A 16214-nucleotide genomic window follows, 5' to 3' on the forward strand; every position below is an offset into this window, starting at 1 on the left:
GCATTTATTGTCCGGCTCTCAGTAAAATAAGGTATTTTTGTAACGGATTAAAGCCAGAAGGGCCGCATCCGCTTACACACAATAAATTTCACAATCCTATCACAGCTGCCTCATGATTAAAAGAGACGAAAAAATCTTTGAGCTGATCCAAAAGGAGCACGAGCGCCAGATGGACGGCATCGAACTGATTGCATCAGAAAACTTTGTGAGTCCCCAGGTTATGGAAGCCATGGGCTCGGTAATGACCAACAAATACGCCGAAGGTCTGCCCGGCGCCCGTTACTACGGCGGCTGTCAGATCGTAGACCAGAGCGAAAGTCTCGCCATTGAGCGCCTGAAGGAAATCTTTGGTGCCGAATGGGCCAATGTACAGCCCCACAGCGGTGCCCAGGCCAACATGGCGGTGTTCATGACTGTAATGAACCCCGGCGACAAGTTTTTGGGACTCGACCTGGCCCATGGTGGTCACCTCTCCCACGGCTCACCCGTAAACAGCTCCGGCCTACTGTACGAGCCCATTGCTTATGGGGTTAAGGAAGATACCGGCCTGGTCGATTACGACATGATGGAGGCCCAGGCCATCAAGCACAAACCCAAACTGATTGTGGGCGGAGCCTCTGCCTATTCGCGGGAGTGGGATTATGAGCGCATGCGGGCCATTGCCGACAAGGTAGGCGCCCTTTTGATGATTGATATGGCTCACCCGGCGGGATTGATCGCTGCAGGTTTGCTGAAAAACCCGGTGAAGTATGCACACATTGTGACCTCCACCACCCACAAAACCCTCCGCGGTCCACGTGGCGGCATCATTTTGATGGGTAAGGACTTCGACAATCCTTTTGGCAAAACCACCAAGAAGGGAGAAATCCGCAAGATGTCCTCCCTGCTCGACTCCGCGGTATTCCCCGGTATCCAGGGCGGTCCGCTGGAACACGTCATTGCCGCCAAGGCCGTTTCCTTCTTTGAGGCCCTGCAGCCCGAGTACAAAGCTTACCAGACTCAGGTAAAGAAAAATGCCGCCAAAATGGCTGCCCTGCTCATCGAAAAAGGCTACAAAATTGTATCGGGCGGTACCGACAACCACAGTATGCTGGTGGACTTGCGGACCAAGTTTCCGGAGCTGACCGGTAAAAAGGCAGAAAACACCCTGGTACAGGCCGACATTACCATCAACAAAAACATGGTGCCCTTTGACGACCGCTCCCCCTTCCAAACCTCAGGTATTCGCCTGGGAACGGCAGCGCTGACTACAAGGGGACTGACCGAAGAACATATCGCTCCCATCGTGGAGTTCATCGACGAGGTGCTCTCGAATCCCGACGATGAGAAAGTACTGGCAGACGTACGCCAGCGTGTGAACAAGATGATGAAGGCCTTCCCGCTCTTTGCCTGAGCAGAAGGCTCTGCTTAAACCAACCGTAAAGGCCGTCTGCTCGCAGACGGCCTTTTCACCCCGCCCCTTTTACCACCTCCTTTAAGCGCTTGTCATGCAAGACCCGCAAACCACTCCGGTTGAACTCACCCACCTGCGCCTTTTGTCCTCCGGCAAATTCGGACGCAGCTGGCTGGTGCGTTCACCCAACCAGGAACTTTTGCTCAAAAAAGAGCTGTTCAAAACCCTGCCCAACGAGGAAGCGCTCCAGACCCTAAGGCAGGTGAAACACCCCGCCCTCCTCATTCCCGGAAAATTCACCTTCCTCGACCAAAAAACAGTGGTTTTGCGTCCCTGGCAGGAAGGCAGCACGCTAAAGGAGCTGCTGAAACAACCACGCCTATGGAGACGCTTGTCGCCCGACTTCTGGCTGAAAGCTTTTATGCATTTGTGCGGGGGCCTGGAAAAGTTGCACGCAGCAGGCTGGTTGCATGGCGACATCAAACCGGCCAACATTCTGATAAGGCATCAACCGGACGCTAAGCCTTCGGACTGGCAAGCCGAACAAGTCTGTCTCATCGATTTTGAACAAGCCCATCCCTTTCCGGACACCAAATCAAAACGCAGGCCCTTTGCCCTGGCCTACGCCCCACCCGAACAAATCCTGCAATTACCGCAGCTGGCGGCCCCCTCGAGCGACCTCTTTATGCTGGCCCTCTGTCTCTACGAGGCACTAAGCGGAAAGGCCGCCTTCAGCTACCACGATCCGGAGATGCTGCTGCACCTTCAGCTGAACCTACCCCTGCCGCCCCATCCGCGACTGTCACAAAGCTGCTTGGAGACCCTGCAAAAAGCCACTGCCCGGGAGGCCTTTCCGCGACCGGCGCGTCAGCTGGAACAAGCTGCCATCGAAAAGCTGGTGAGCAGGGGTATGGCCCTGCGCTACCAATCTGCACCCGAATTCGCCCAGGCATTGGAAGACTTGTCGACAGGAGCCCAAAAGCAGAAAAAAAGATGGCTGGCCACTTTGTTTAAGTATTTTTAGAAAGTTTTTTACAACAAGCTTGCCCCACGCTTGTTATCTTCACAGCAAAACACCTATAAACTACTGTGATGTCTATAAAAAAAGCCTTCATCACCGGAGCCAGTTCAGGCATTGGTCTGGCCACCGTTCAACACCTTGTCGAAAAAGGCTGGGAAGTCGCCGCCACCCTGCGCCGGCCCGATGCCGTTCCCGAACTGCAACAACAATCCGGTGTGCGGATCTATGCGCTGGATGTTTGCGACAGCCAACAGGTAAAGGAGTTGGTACAGCAGGCCTGGCAGGATATGGGCCACATCGATGTGGTCATCAACAATGCCGGCTACGGGGCCATCGGGCCCTTCGAGGCAGCGTCTGAGGAGGCGGTGGCACGCCAAATGGACACCAATTATATGGGCACGGTCAGAGTTATACAGGCCTTTTTACCATTACTGAAGGCGCAGAAGAGCGGGGTCATCATCAACCTCAGCTCCATAGCGGGGCGACTGGGTTTTCCGCTTTACAACATTTACAATGCCTCCAAATTTGCGGTGGAGGGCCTCACCGAAAGTCTGTACTACGAGTTGCATCCCTTTAATATTGCGGTGCGACTGGTGGAACCGGGCCCCATCAAAACCGAGTTCAACGGTCGCTCCAAGCAGGAAGTGGTGGCGCCCGACCATCTGGGCTATGAAGCGCTCACGACCAAGGTGCTGGGCTTCTACGACCAAATGTTTCAACATGCCGAGGAAGTGGACGTCGTGGCCCGTACCATCTACCGGGCAGCCACCCGAAAAGGCAGTCGCATTCGCTATCCGGCCGGACGAAACGCCCAGCTTTTGCTGCTGCTCAACAAACTGACCCCAGGGGCCTGGCTGCGCCGCATCAGTCGCGCCATACTTCTGCCCTAAAAACCCACCTTAAAATCTGTAAGCCTCTTTTGGGGACACAGACCACACAACCATTAAAAGCTCCAACAACATGCATTTTTTCCTGATAGTACTGGCTGTTCACGCCCTCGTTAATTTCTATCTGGCTCTCCGGGGCTGGCAAGCCCTGGAAGCCGCCCCGGCACTGCGTCCCTGGTGGACCGTCTTCATGGTCTTAATGTTTGTCGCCTATCCCCTTGGCCGCTGGCTCGAAAAACTGTGGTTTCACCCCCTGCCCATCGGTCTCCACTGGATCGGATCCTTTTGGTTTGCCGTCATGCTCTACGCCACCTTACTGGTACTGCTCATTGATCTGGGACGACTGCTTAATCTGGCCTGGCCCTGGATACAGGCACTGGGCGTCGACAATATGCCGCTGCTGAAACTGCGTGCGCTACTTATTGTATTTGGCGCTACCCTGCTTATTGTGGTGGGGGGACACATCAACGCCTGGTATCCCAAAATTGTGCGACTGGATCTGACCCTGCCCAAGCAGGCGGGACAACTCGAGTACCTACGCATTGTGGCAGCCAGCGACGTGCACCTGGGCACCATCATCGGTCCCCGGAAGACCGCCAAACTGGTAGCGACCATGAACAGTCTGAACCCCGATGTTATCCTCTTTGCCGGGGATGTGGTGGATGAGGACGTAAAGCCGGTCATCAAACAGAATCTGGGCGAAAACCTAAGGCAGCTGCATGCACCCTACGGCGTGTATGCCGCCACCGGCAACCACGAATACATTGGTGGCGGCGAACCCTCCATCCGCTACCTCGAAGAACATGGAATCAAAATGCTGCGCGACACCGCCCTGCTGGTCAATGAGGCCTTCTATCTGGTGGGACGGGAAGACTTACATAAGCGCTGGGCAAAAGGTGAAGAACGAAAGTCCCTGCCGCAGATTCTGGAGGGGGTGGACCCCTCCAAGCCGCTGATTCTGCTCGACCACCAGCCCTATCGCCTCGAAGAGGCGGAGCAGGCAGGCATTGACTTGCAGTTGTCGGGACACACCCACCACGGCCAGCTGTGGCCCTTTGGTTACATTACCCGTAAGATTTTTGAGGTGAGTCGCGGCTACCATCAGAAAGGAAATACACACTACTATGTAAGCACAGGCTTTGGCACCTGGGGGCCGCCGGTCCGCACCGGCAATCGCCCCGAAATTCTGGTGATCAACCTCTATTTTAAAGAGTAGAGCCCTCCTTAATCAATTTCTCAATCCGCTCAATCTGCTGTTGCTTATTTACCTCGCGCAGCTGTTGGGCGGTTTTGGTAAAATACTGGTGCCCGCTGATGAATTTCAGCTGCAAACGGTTCCAGTCCTCCCACGAGCCCACCATATCGCGCTCTTTCAGCTCACGGTACAAGTTGTTCGAAACCGGAATAAAGTCGCTGCGTCCCAAATAGTCCAGGTCCGAATCGCACATAATGCACTCCAGAATGTCGGTAGGCCGGGGCGGCATCCTGGTCGCCATTATCAAACGGCATACCGTATCTATTTGCTCCCGGGTAAAATCATAACTGGCCAGTTTTTCCCGGGCCATTACACTACCGTGGTACTCATGATCCTTGTAGGAGATGGTGTGACCGGCATCGTGGAAAAGCGCCGCTAATTTAAGCAGCAACACATCTTCTTCCGATACCCCTTCGGCCCAGCCAATAAGTTCCACCTCGGTGGTTACATCGATGGTATGCTTGATGTTGTGATAATACAAATGCGGGGGGAGCTTCTTCTCCAGATAATCGAGCATTTCCTCCTGAATATCCATAAACTTAAGCGCCAGGTACTTCACCCGGTAGCTGTGATTGGGCGCCCCGGTTCCGTTGGCCCGGAGCTCGGGCAGGAGTCCCCCTACCCAATACATCCCCATACTGCCCTTGTACTTCACCGGCATTTTGCCAATTGCTTTGCTGGAGAAAAACTCCTTAATCAGTTCGTAGGTCATCCCGCTCACAGTCAAAGAACATTCGGGAGAAGCTTCGCCAATGCGACAGGCAATATTAATGCTTTCGCCGGAAAAACTGTAGGAGGTATCGGCCTGCTGCTCTTCAGGAGTGGCGATAACGGGACCGGTATGAATGCCCATTTTCAGGCGCCAGAAAGCCTGCCCTTCTCCCCCGTGCACTTCCAGAGCAGCGGCCTGCATGTCCAGCGCCACGCGAACCATATCGATGGGATTGGTGCGGTTTTCACCCTGTAAGCCGGCGGCAAAAAGCATGACATCACCTACCGACTTTAACTTAACCACATTGTACATAAAGGCAATGTCGTCCAGGCGCATGTTCAATTCGTCCAGTTGATCGACCAAAGGACCCGGATTGGCCATTTTGTAGAGCCTGTCGAAGCCTTTAACCGCCACAAACAAAATGGATACAGTGCGCAATTGCCGGGCACGATTACGCAACTCCTTGCGGTTTTTTCGGCCCTTCATCTCAGGAGAGTAGCGCAGCAAAGCCTCCTTAAAATGCTGGCTCTGCATATCCATCCCGGCAAAGCGTTGCAGCATTTGCTCCAGTTGATCGCGCAACTCCTGGTTGTGACTGGCCAGTCGCTGTATTCGCTCTATGTAGCTTTCTGATTCACTCATCGACAAAAATACTTCAAAAAGAAAGATACGAACTTTCCCTCCGAAGGTTTAGCTTTTTGGCAATGGTTTTGACAAAAGACGAACTTAATCCGGTTGAACAGCAAACTACAATAAACCAAGAATCTTTTCTACCCGCTCATTTACAGGCTGGCTCACATCTACCCAATTGATGGCTATTCCCCTTCGCTCCATGCCCCTGAACCAGGTCATCTGTCTTTTGGCAAACTGATGAATGGCGGTATTGAGCTGGGCCACCATTTCGTCGTAGCTCAAGCGGCCCGTCACGTACTGGGTGACAAACTTGTACTCCAAACCATAATAAATCAGGTCCTCAGCACTAAGTCCTTCAGCCAATAAAGCCTCTACCTCAGCCACCAATCCCTCCTCCAGTCGTTGCTGCAGGCGGCGTGTGATTTTTTCGCGCCGCAGCTCACGGTCAATGTCCACGCCAATCAGCAGGGGCCGGATCTCGGGCAGCTGCACCTCAATTTCGGGATGACTCTGGTAATAGGTTTCAATTTCAATGGCACGTACCGCCCGCTTGTGGGTATCGGTATCGGTGCTGTTGTGCAAAATCCGGAAGGTCGATAGAATTTCCTCAAGTTCGGACAGAGGCTTATCCTTGAGCGCTTCCCTGAGCGCAGGATTGGCCGGCACGTGAATCATTTTGTATTGTTGCAGTACGGCCTCAATATACAAACCCGTTCCGCCACACAAAATGGCCCACTTGCCCCGCTTTTGCAGATCGTCAAACACCTGAAAGAAATCGTTCTGAAACTCATAAACGTTGTACTTATAGCCAGGCTCCCGAATGTCGATCAAATGGGCAGGAATACGCTGTCCCTCCACCACATAATCCGCGTAATCCTTTCCCGTTCCCAGATCCATCCTGCGGTAAACCTGTCGCGAATCGGCACTGATGATTTCCCCGTCCAGCGCCCTGGCCAAATGAGCCGCAAGGGCAGTTTTCCCGGAAGCGGTGGGCCCCAAAATAACAATGAGATTGTACATGCCTTGGCATTTTTGCTGTTTCACGCTCAAAATTATAAATAAATCCGGCTTGGTCGGGGCAATTTAGTATTTTTGCAATATGAGCAACCAAAAAACAATCAGCACCGCACAGCTGTACCGCAATTTGATGCTCCGGGCAAAAAACCTGGTGCTGCAACCACGCAGTGAGTGGGCCACGGTACGGAGCGAGCGAAAAAACCTGAACGAGGTACTGAGCGAATTCTCCCTGCCCCTCATCAGTCTGGTTACCCTGGCCACCTTTCTCAATATTTTGGTGAACCACCAGGGCTTTAATTTTGAACTGGCCTTAAAGCACGCAGCCCTTATTTTCACGTCCCTTTTTGGAGGCCTGTATCTGGCCTGGCTGTTGTTGAAAACAGTTAGGAGCGCCACAGGGGTTCTGGGCGATAAAAACCAAATTTTTGAGCTGGCCGCCTATGCATCCGGCTTCTGGTACCTCATTTTATTGTTGACAGCCCTTGTCCCCGAATTGACGATGCTGAACTTTTTGGCCCTCTACAGTTTTTATATTCTGTGGACCTATATGGAGGAGATACCAGGCATCTCCCGGGAGCATAAAGGACTGCTGACCCTGCTTGTTGGTTTCAGCATACACTTTCTGCCCTTGCTGGTTCGACAAATTCTTTTCAATCTGATTCACTTTTAATCGTATGGCTGCAAATAAAATCAACATCAAAAACAAACGTGCATTTTTTGATTTCGAAATTCTCGAAAAATATGTGGCAGGCATACAACTGGCAGGCACCGAAATCAAATCCATTCGCATGGGCAAAGCCAGTTTGGTAGATGCCTACTGCTTTTTTCTGCGCAACGAATTGTGGGTAAAAGGCATGAACATCTCCGAATATTTCTACGGCACCTACAACAACCACCAGCCGGTCAGAGAGCGCAAGCTTCTGCTGCAACGCAAGGAACTCTACAAACTGGAGCGGAAGACCAAGGAGAGCGGACTCACCATTGTGCCGCTGCGCTTGTTTATCAATGAGCGGGGACTGGCTAAAATAGAGTTGGCTCTGGCCAAGGGAAAAAAGCAGCACGATAAGCGCGAAACCCTGAAGCAAAAAGACGCCCGACGCGAAATGGATCGGGTAACCAAAAAATATTGATTGGTTTTATCGTCGCCAACGCAACCTCTTGAGCTTTCCTGCATCTTTTTCAAAACATAAAATGGAGAGGATTCAGGTTCGGCTGCAGCTTAACGATTCGGGTACAATTTTTGTAATCAACAAAGGAAACTCATCCTGGACTGTCTGTGGCAAACCTTGAGCAAATAATTGAAGCTTGTAAGGAAAACAAACGGGAAGCGCAAAAAGAACTCTATGAGCGCTTTGGTCCGACTTTGTTTGCTGTTTGCCTGCGCTACACCCGTAATCGCATGGAGGCCGAGGATTTTCTCCACGAAGGTTTTATAAAGATATTTGAAAAAATTGGCCAGTACGAAGGGAGGGGACCGCTGGAAGGATGGATGCGCAGACTTATGGTCAACACCATACTGGAAAGTTTCCGGAAAAATGCCCGATGGAAGTTTACGGACGAAAGCGAAATGCTTGAGGACAGCGCCCCTCAGGCTGCGGAGGACGAAGAGCAGGAAGGAGACTACAGTTTGCAACAACTCCATGCCCTGATAGAACAGTTGCCCGAACGCTACCGGCTGGTTTTTAAACTTTATGTACTGGAAGATTATACGCACGATGAAATTGCACAAGAACTGGGCATATCGAATGGCACGAGCAAATCCAACCTCGCCCGGGCACGCCAATGGCTCAGAACCAGGCTGGAAGAATCCAAAGCAATAAAGGAGAGGGCAATATGACAAAACTAAAGGATCTTGAAGCAGCCTACAAAGAACAGGCCAGGCAAGAGCAACTTGCTCCTCCGGAGGAACTTTGGTCGCGCATTGAAGCTTCGCTCAACAGCGCCCAGGTGGTAAAAAAACGTGTGCTGCCCTTTTGGTGGCGCATGGGCGCTGCCACAGCTGCTGCGGCAGCCCTTTGGGTGGCGGTATTTTTGTTGCCCTTGGGCGACCAGGAATCTTATTTGGCGCAGGAAAGGGAACCGGCTGCTGAAAGGACTGAAGCGGGCAGCACTGCACGCTATGATGAGCAGGCTTTGGAACAAGGGGTGGTCGACCCGGTGACCGGCACGACTGGTTCCGAAAGCCTCGCCGACAAGACCTCGCTTCCTCAGGCCGTACAAGGCTCCCCCGGCGCGACGGGCCTTATCCGGACCCTCGACCAGACAAGGGAGGCGACGATTGATGCTCCGCAGAACGAGACCAGCCTGCACCCCCTGAACTACCGGCCCAGTCGCCCCCGCTTTGCCGACACTGCGCCGGCCGCCGAAACACTGAAAATACGGAGCGCATCCTCTTTCAAACGCTTTGACGTACCGGCTTCCAATGTTGTTTTAGCCGCGTTGGACCAGGAAGAAACAAGAAAAAAACGCGCGCTGCGTATGGGCTTCAGCGTTTCTCCGCTTTACAGCTTTCGGGAAACCACCCCGACAGCCTCCGCGCCGGTTATGATGGCCACGAGCGACCGGGCAAGCTATAATGAGCAGGGCCTCTTGAGCGCTGCCGGCGGTCTTCACCTAAGTATGGATCTGGGCAAAAGATGGGCTGTAGAAACCGGTCTGGCCTATGCACGAATGGGACAGGAAGTAGAAACGCCGGTGACCCAGTCGCGGCGCTACGCCGCGAGTAATGAGGCAGCACAAGACGTGAAGCCAACTTCCTTTCGCAGTCTCTCACTGGCCAATTCTCTGGGCGATATCCATCGCAGCACAGATTTGCCCGAACTGCAAAAAGATGCCCCGGCCTACGCCGAAAAACAAACAATGATGGTGGGCATGGGCCAGGAAGTCAGTACTACTTCTGCGTCTTTGCAGCAACACCTCGATTACCTGGAAATTCCGCTGACCTTGCGCTATATCGTCATCGACAGAAGCACCAGACTCTCCCTGGCAGCCGGCTTAAGTTCCAACTGGCTGGTCGACAACAAGGCCTGGCTGGAGGAAGAAGGGCAGCGTCAGCAAATTGGAGAAACGGAAGGCATCGCTGCCATGACCTTCAGTACGCACGCAGGGATGGCACTTTCTGTGCCACTGGGGGGACCGTTTTCACTGCGTTTTGAGCCGCGCTTCTCCTACTTTCTGAATGAGATCAACGAAACGCACACGACAGCTTTCAAACCCTGGTCCTTCGGCATCTACAGTGGCATTCAGTACACCATTGGGGACTAAAAGCGGAGGGACTGTGACCTCATCAGGCCTCCATGGCGTCGCTTAATGAGGACAGCATACGTTTAAAATGCCCGTTTTCCTTATTGCTCAATTCATCGAAGCTTCCTGTTTCTACCACCCCTTCTCCTTCCAGCACCACCAGGCGATCGGCCATTTTAATGGTAGAAAGACGGTGACTGACAATGAGGGCAGTGCGCCCACGGGTTATGGAACGTATATAGCGCAGCAGTCTGGCCTCCGAAAAAGCATCGAGCGAACTGGTGGGCTCATCGAGTAGAATCAACTGGGCATCGTTGTAAAAGGAGCGGGCAAGGGCCAGGCGTTGCCACTGACCGGGACTCATTTGTTCGCTGCCTTCGAACAGGGTTCCCAAGGTGGTGTCGTAACCCTGAGCAAAGCCCTCTATTACCTTATCTATTCCCGCCTCCTGCGCAGCCTTCCGTACTTTTTGGGGATCAGGCTGCTCCGAAGCCGCACCAAACCAAATGTTTTCTGCAGCACTCACATTATACAAAATAAAATCCTGGAAAATCACACTGATGTTGGCGACCTTTTCGGACGGTGCTATGCGACTAAGGGGCAGTCCGTCAACCAGAATTTGACCCTCAACGGGCTCGTAGAGACTGTTCAGCAGTTTAATGAGGGTAGATTTTCCGGTGCCGTTGACCCCTACCAGGGCGACGGTCTCACCGGCAGCAATTTCAAAATTCAAATGCCGCAGAATCCAGCGCTCATTGGACGGATAATGAAAGCCGACATCATCAAAGCGGATGCCCCGGTGCAGGGGTCGGGGAAAGCGCAAATCCGCCTCCTGCCGAACATCCCCCCGTCGCTCTCCCAGCGCCATAAACTCAAAGAGATTGTCTAAAAACAAGGAATCCTCATACAAACCGGCCAGTCGCCCCAACAACTCCTGCAGATAGGAATAGCCCCTTTGGAGGGCCAAAAAATAAAGCACAACTTCCCCCATACTCACCGAACCATGAAAGGCGCGCCAGGCAATCATCCCGTAAACCGCCACAAAGGCCAGGGCGGCAAGGACCTGCACACTGCCCTCGCGCAAAGTTTTTTGTTGCAACATACCAAATTGCTTACGTCGCCATTCTTGCTTTAAGCTTTGATATCGGCTGCGAAAAAGGCTGCCCAGATCAAAAGCGCGGACTTCCTTGACAAAGTCGGGCGCGGTAATCAGGCGGTTGTAGTAAGCCACTTCCCGCTCGAGTCGGGTGTTGCGCTTTTTAAACTGAAAGAGTGCACGCGCATGTCGCCACCTTATGAAGGCCACCGGAAGGGTGATGACCAGGAGCACCAGGCTGACCGACCAATGAACCAGTACCAAAACACCGGCCATCAGCAACAAGGTTATGAGGTTCTGTACCACCCCCAGGCTGCCGTAGAATATTCTGCCTGGTCGGTAACTGGCTTCGTTAAGCGCCCTGTAAAAAACACTTTGGTAGTCGGGGTGCTCAAAATAACCATAATCCAGCCGATTGAGCTTGTTATGAATAAGCCAGTCGAAAAAATCGGAAATGGCGTAGGACTGCTTTTCGCGCACCAGCACGCTGATCGAAGCGGAAAGGGCGTTGATCAGAAACACGCCACCGGAGGCCAACAAAAAGTACTTCAGCCGCTCAAAATCACGTCCGCCCGCCTCCACCATAGCCAGGGCCTGAATTTCATCGACCAGGAGCTTGACCAGGTACAGCAATAAAAGTGGCAATACGCCCCGCACCAAAATGAGCAGTGCATTTCCGAGTGTCCAGCCCGGAGCACTGCGCCAAATATAGGCCAGTATGGTTTTTATATGAGCCAGGGATTTTTGCACGCTTAAACTTTAGGTGTGAATTTCCGGATTTTCCAGTCCATAGCCCTGGGCCTTGTCGGCCTGCTTCAACTGCCAGGCCAGATAAACCGAAATAACCCCAATGCCTACCAGCACCAGAACCGGCCAGGTATAATCGTACACGGCCTGACCTTCACCGATGGCTGCCAGGCGGTCGCGGTTCACCCAGTCGAGCAGTGCCCCTATGCCCCAAAAAAAGAAGCCGAGTCCCCAGTTCTGAACGGTAAACATGGCGCCATAAGCCGTACCCAACCGCTTTTCCTCCACAATGCGGGCCACGGCGGGCCACATGGCCGCAGGCACCAGCGAAAAGGCAATACCCAGACTCAACAAACCGGCATAACCCAGGTAAACGTTGTTGAAGACCGACAGCGAAAGGGTGGCGAAAATTAAGAGGCCTGAACCGAGCATCATCAGGGAAGCGGCCTTGCCTTTACGATCGACGTAGCTGCCGAAAATGGGGGTAAACAAAATGGTGCCCATGGGAATGAGCGAGGCCGTTTTAGGTCCGTTTTGCAGCCAGGCAGCAAAAACATCCTGCAGCACATAAACATAGGTACCAAAGAGCAGCAGCAAAAGCAAGTAGGCACCGGTCTTGGCCTGAAAAGTCTTCAATGCCGGGGGCCACAACGAAAACAACAGTCCAAACACAAAAAGCAACACATAAATAAAAGTCGTGCCCAACGAAGCACTGCCCCACAACAAAAATTCATCGCCGCCCTGTAATTCGTATGAAAAGCCGAACTTATTCACCAGCAAGTCGGGCGTGTACTGCAAGAGGGGGAATACGGCGGCATAAAAGGCCACACAAAGCAAGGTGATGTAAATGAAAGAGCGGTTGGTAATGAGTTGCAGGAAGTCGGCCATACGGAAACGCTCGTCCTCTGCCTCTTCGGGCGCAGCCTTCCCTTCCTGACGATCGAGACGGATGTCGAAAAACAGGTAAAGCACAAAAAGAAACAGACTGATGCCGATCAAGACTACAGCAAAGTTAACAGCCGGGGCTACCGTGCCACCTGCCAAATCAGGCGACACCGCCATTCCCAGCGCCGTACCGAGCCGACCAAAGCCAATGTTCACCGCCATGGCCAGCGCCATTTCGTAGCCTTTGAACCACTTGACGATGGTACGGGTAATGACCACGCAGGATATCTCCATACCAATACCAAAGAGCAAACGACCGCCCATGGCGCCCCATACCATGGTTTCCTTTTCACTTCCGAACCACCCCATTAACGAAAAGGCGGTCAGCAGAGCACCCAAAAAGGCCAGGGCACCAAAAACCAAACCCGCAATCCTAATGCCCCAACGATCGAGAATGAGTCCCCCAACCAAAATCATCCCCAACATGTTGGCGAAGGTGGTGGCGGCCAAAATTCGGCCATACTCCTCACTGCTGATGCCCAGCTCTGCTGTCATCAAGCCCTTTATGCCGCTGAAAAAATCGTAAAACCAATAAGTCGAAAACAGCAAGGCGCTGATCAAAACCAATACCAGCCAGCGCAGCAGTGCAGAGTGGCGAAGCGATTTTTTTTCCAAAACAGAATATTTAAGATGTGATGTCTTTTACTGAAAAGACGAATTATTTCCGGGGCACATTCTTCAGTGTAGCGATTAAAAAGCGCCAAAAACGCTCCACACTGGCAATATCGACCTTTTCGTCGGGAGAATGCGGGTAGCGGATGGTGGGACCAAAAGAAATCATATCCCACTGCGGATAGGCACTGCCCAAAATGCCACATTCGAGTCCCGCATGTATGGCTTTCACCTCGGGAATCTTACCAAAATCCTTGCGATACACCTCCTGCATGGTCTTTAGAATTTCGCTTTGCATATTGGGCTTCCAACCCGGGTAGGAGCCATCGAACCAAACCTCGGCACCGGCCAACAAAAAGAGACTTTCCAGGGTAGATTCCAGATCCTGCTTGGCCGTATCTACCGAACTGCGCAAAAGCGCCAGGGCCTTGACTTCGTGGCCCTCGGTCTTTACAACCGCCAGATTGAGGGAGGTTTCCACCAGTCCCTCCATATCGGCACTCATGCGTACTACGCCGTTGGGACAGGCTTGTATGGCGTTGATCAAATCGTCCTGCACCAGTTCTTCCATCACAAAGTCGGGCAAATCACAAGCTTGGGCCTCCAATTTAAGGTCGGGCTCGGTGCCGGCGAACTCCGCACGAAAGACTTCCGAAAAAGCTTTCACCAGGTTTTGAAAATCATTTTCCTGCTCCTTGGGCACAGTGAGTACGGCAAAGGCTTCGCGGGGAATGGCGTTACGGAGACTGCCACCGTCGACGGTGGCCAGTCGCGCACCGGTGAGACTAACGGCTTCTTTGAGGAGGCGGAAAAGCAGCTTGTTGGCATTGGCCCGACCCAAGTTGATGTCCATACCCGAATGCCCGCCTTTGAGTCCGGTCAGAGCCACCCGATAGCCTTGCACCGCAGTGCCCACCTTGTCCTCCCTAAACGAGAAAACCATATTGGCATTGGATCCGCCGGCACAGCCCACGTACAATTCCCCCTCATCTTCAGAGTCCATATTGATCAGAATCTCTCCCTGCAAGACGCCCACTTGCAAATTATTGGCACCGGTCATCCCGGTTTCTTCATCCACAGTAAACAGCGCTTCGATGGGCCCGTGCTGCAGAGATTTGTCCGCCAAAACAGCCAGGGCTGCAGCCACGCCAATGCCGTTGTCGGCCCCCAGGGTGGTCCCTTTGGCCTTCACCCACCCCTCTTCGATGTAGGTCTCTATGGGATCGGTTTCAAAATTGTGCTCCTTATCGCTGTTCTTCTGCGGCACCATATCCACATGAGCCTGCAGCACCACACCTTTGTGCTTTTCCATGCCCGCGGTGGCCGGTTTGCGAATGATCACATTACCGACCCCATCGATCAGGGTCTCGAGTCCCAACGCACGCCCAACTCCGGCTACATATTCTACCGCCTTCCGCTCCTTTTTGGAGGGGCGGGGTATTTGTGTCAAGGCTGCAAAGTGTTTCCACAAAAGACCGGGCTCCAAATTTTCTATCTTGTTTTCCATATCCACTTATCGTTTAAAAATTTTACTGAAACCGGAGTCTCTATTTAAAAAAAACACGACGCAAGGCGCCGGTGGCCGGATCCAACTCTACCCCCACTCCTGGCTGATCGAACAGATCGGCCGGCAGACGCAGTACCTGTCCGTACTGACCCAGCTTATGCTCGCCGGAATAAAGCTCCACGGTTCGGTCTACCACCCGCACCTGCGCTCTGGCAGGATTACTGTAAACCAGTCCCCTGCGATTCTCACCATCTTCGTCTTCAGCGGCTACAAAATTCTGGCTGGGGTCTTCATGCACCTCTACCTCCAGGTACACCGGCGTTCCGCTTACATCCATTGCCGCAACAAAGCCCTTCTGGGCCGAAAAACGAACCAGTACGGAGGACAGGGATTTGTCCCCTTCGGGAAGGAAGGAGAAGCTCCGGCGAACAGTACGGATTTCGCACTTTCCTACAAACAGTGCCAGATAAGCGGCTTCGAGCTTATCCAATTCGGCCAGCACCACTTCCGGGGCGGCGACCTCAGCCTCTCCGGCAACAATTTCTTTACGCAGGTCGCGCAAACGGTAGATCTCCCGGGCTACCTCCTCGGCCATTGCGGTAGTCGAACTCTTAATCAACTGCTCCTCATTCAGGGGAGCCTCGTTAAAATTCAGTTCACCCAAAAAGGGTGCTGTTGGCACCTTCCGATCCCCAAAACGAGAGCGCGGCTGCCGGGGCTCCGGAAGCTGCAACCCCATCAACACCCCGTCGGGCGCCAGGTTAAGCGCAGCCAAAGCGGGCGCTCCGGTGGTGCTTACCCGAAAAAGACGGGCCGGGTCGGCTTCTCCGCGTGTGTGCACTGTGGCTCCGGTAAGCACCCACTCCTCCTGGTCGCCAGTGATTACTTCGCTAATATTCAGGAAGCGTTGGGCATAGCGGTAGAAGGGACCGGCTTTTTCGACGCGTTGCTCCGCGACCAGTTCTACTTCGATGACGGTCCTGGGCAAATGATAGTACAAGCCGTGGCCATCGGGTGCTCCTCCGGCAACAGGACTCACCTTGCCGGTATTCAATTCCTGCGAGCTGCTGCACCCGGCCAAAACCAGGCTAAGCACCCCCAGTACTTTCAAAAAAGTATTGTTCATAACTGTACCTTTAAATTTTG

General features: G+C 53.1%; 14 protein-coding genes. 8 read left to right on the top strand and 6 right to left on the bottom strand.

Annotated elements, in window-relative coordinates; translation table 11 throughout:
• The first annotated feature begins 115 nt into the window (after positions 1–115).
• From glyA to B4W65_RS03965, 4 genes are all read left to right on the top strand, one after another.
• Complete coding sequence (gene glyA / locus B4W65_RS03950; RefSeq protein WP_088654049.1) at positions 116–1393, top strand: serine hydroxymethyltransferase; 1278 nt, start codon at positions 116–118, stop codon at positions 1391–1393.
• A gap of 94 nt (positions 1394–1487) precedes the next feature.
• Positions 1488–2417, top strand: a complete 930-nt coding sequence (locus B4W65_RS03955) for a serine/threonine protein kinase (protein WP_088653831.1) — start codon at positions 1488–1490, stop codon at positions 2415–2417.
• Between the two features lie 68 nt (positions 2418–2485).
• Complete coding sequence (locus tag B4W65_RS03960; protein ID WP_088653832.1) at positions 2486–3304, top strand: SDR family oxidoreductase; 819 nt, start codon at positions 2486–2488, stop codon at positions 3302–3304.
• A 70-nt stretch (positions 3305–3374) separates the two neighbouring features.
• Positions 3375–4517: a metallophosphoesterase gene (locus tag B4W65_RS03965; protein ID WP_088653833.1), complete on the top strand. Its 1143-nt coding sequence runs from the start codon at positions 3375–3377 to the stop codon at positions 4515–4517.
• On the opposite strand, the gene B4W65_RS03970 is transcribed toward B4W65_RS03965, so the two are convergent.
• Both B4W65_RS03970 and miaA read right to left on the bottom strand, forming a co-directional pair.
• Positions 4507–5910: an adenylate/guanylate cyclase domain-containing protein gene (locus B4W65_RS03970; RefSeq protein ID WP_088653834.1), complete on the bottom strand. Its 1404-nt coding sequence runs from the start codon at positions 5908–5910 to the stop codon at positions 4507–4509. The genes B4W65_RS03965 and B4W65_RS03970 overlap by 11 nt on opposite strands.
• 105 nt (positions 5911–6015) lie before the next feature.
• Entirely contained in the window at positions 6016–6921 is a 906-nt protein-coding gene (miaA, locus tag B4W65_RS03975; RefSeq protein WP_088653835.1) for a tRNA (adenosine(37)-N6)-dimethylallyltransferase MiaA, read from the bottom strand.
• 79 nt (positions 6922–7000) lie between these two features.
• Between miaA and B4W65_RS03980 the strand changes: the two genes are divergently transcribed.
• The 4 genes from B4W65_RS03980 to B4W65_RS03995 all read left to right on the top strand — a co-directional run bounded on the left by B4W65_RS03980 (position 7001) and on the right by B4W65_RS03995 (position 10182).
• Complete coding sequence (locus B4W65_RS03980) at positions 7001–7588, top strand: YIP1 family protein (protein ID WP_088653836.1); 588 nt, start codon at positions 7001–7003, stop codon at positions 7586–7588.
• 4 nt (positions 7589–7592) lie between these two features.
• Positions 7593–8048, top strand: a complete 456-nt coding sequence (gene smpB, locus B4W65_RS03985; protein WP_088653837.1) for an SsrA-binding protein — start codon at positions 7593–7595, stop codon at positions 8046–8048.
• 146 nt (positions 8049–8194) lie between these two features.
• Positions 8195–8755 (top strand): RNA polymerase sigma factor, encoded by a 561-nt coding sequence (locus B4W65_RS03990; RefSeq protein ID WP_240509475.1) that lies wholly within the window; start codon positions 8195–8197, stop codon positions 8753–8755.
• The gene (locus B4W65_RS03995) at positions 8752–10182 is read left to right on the top strand and encodes an outer membrane beta-barrel protein (protein ID WP_158522768.1); all 1431 of its coding nucleotides are present in this window, start codon (positions 8752–8754) and stop codon (positions 10180–10182) included. The genes B4W65_RS03990 and B4W65_RS03995 overlap by 4 nt, the downstream gene beginning before the upstream one ends.
• A 22-nt stretch (positions 10183–10204) precedes the next feature.
• On the opposite strand, the gene B4W65_RS04000 is transcribed toward B4W65_RS03995, so the two are convergent.
• Genes B4W65_RS04000 through B4W65_RS04015 form a run of 4 tightly spaced genes read right to left on the bottom strand, consistent with a single transcriptional unit; the run spans position 10205 to position 16194 of the window.
• On the bottom strand, positions 10205–12007 hold the full coding sequence (locus B4W65_RS04000; protein ID WP_240509476.1) for an ABC transporter ATP-binding protein: 1803 nt from the start codon (positions 12005–12007) through the stop codon (positions 10205–10207).
• 9 nt (positions 12008–12016) lie between these two features.
• The gene (locus B4W65_RS04005; protein WP_088653839.1) at positions 12017–13564 is read right to left on the bottom strand and encodes an MFS transporter; all 1548 of its coding nucleotides are present in this window, start codon (positions 13562–13564) and stop codon (positions 12017–12019) included.
• A gap of 43 nt (positions 13565–13607) precedes the next feature.
• Positions 13608–15068 carry an aminoacyl-histidine dipeptidase gene (locus B4W65_RS04010; RefSeq protein ID WP_088653840.1) on the bottom strand — a complete coding sequence of 487 codons (1461 nt, stop codon included), beginning with the start codon at positions 15066–15068 and terminating at the stop codon, positions 13608–13610.
• Positions 15069–15108: 40 nt separating this feature from the next.
• Positions 15109–16194, bottom strand: coding sequence for a DUF4831 family protein (locus B4W65_RS04015; RefSeq protein ID WP_158522769.1), 1086 nt, complete (start codon positions 16192–16194; stop codon positions 15109–15111).
• Positions 16195–16214: the final 20 nt, after the last annotated feature.

Source organism: Geofilum rhodophaeum, from assembly GCF_002210225.1.
In the GTDB taxonomy this organism is placed as follows: domain Bacteria; phylum Bacteroidota; class Bacteroidia; order Bacteroidales; family Marinilabiliaceae; genus Geofilum; species Geofilum rhodophaeum.

What these genes read in the sequence shown, in the direction of transcription:
- B4W65_RS03965 (WP_088653833.1), top strand. Translation starts at nt 3,375, where the DNA reads ATGCATTTTTTCCTGATAGTACTGGCTGTTCACGCCCTCGTTAATTTC.
- smpB (WP_088653837.1), top strand. Translation starts at nt 7,593, where the DNA reads ATGGCTGCAAATAAAATCAACATCAAAAACAAACGTGCATTTTTTGAT.
- miaA (WP_088653835.1), bottom strand. Translation starts at nt 6,921, where the DNA reads ATGTACAATCTCATTGTTATTTTGGGGCCCACCGCTTCCGGGAAAACT.
- B4W65_RS03970 (WP_088653834.1), bottom strand. Translation starts at nt 5,910, where the DNA reads ATGAGTGAATCAGAAAGCTACATAGAGCGAATACAGCGACTGGCCAGT.
- B4W65_RS03955 (WP_088653831.1), top strand. Translation starts at nt 1,488, where the DNA reads ATGCAAGACCCGCAAACCACTCCGGTTGAACTCACCCACCTGCGCCTT.
- B4W65_RS04010 (WP_088653840.1), bottom strand. Translation starts at nt 15,068, where the DNA reads ATGGAAAACAAGATAGAAAATTTGGAGCCCGGTCTTTTGTGGAAACAC.
- B4W65_RS03980 (WP_088653836.1), top strand. Translation starts at nt 7,001, where the DNA reads ATGAGCAACCAAAAAACAATCAGCACCGCACAGCTGTACCGCAATTTG.
- B4W65_RS03960 (WP_088653832.1), top strand. Translation starts at nt 2,486, where the DNA reads ATGTCTATAAAAAAAGCCTTCATCACCGGAGCCAGTTCAGGCATTGGT.
- B4W65_RS04015 (WP_158522769.1), bottom strand. Translation starts at nt 16,194, where the DNA reads ATGAACAATACTTTTTTGAAAGTACTGGGGGTGCTTAGCCTGGTTTTG.
- B4W65_RS03995 (WP_158522768.1), top strand. Translation starts at nt 8,752, where the DNA reads ATGACAAAACTAAAGGATCTTGAAGCAGCCTACAAAGAACAGGCCAGG.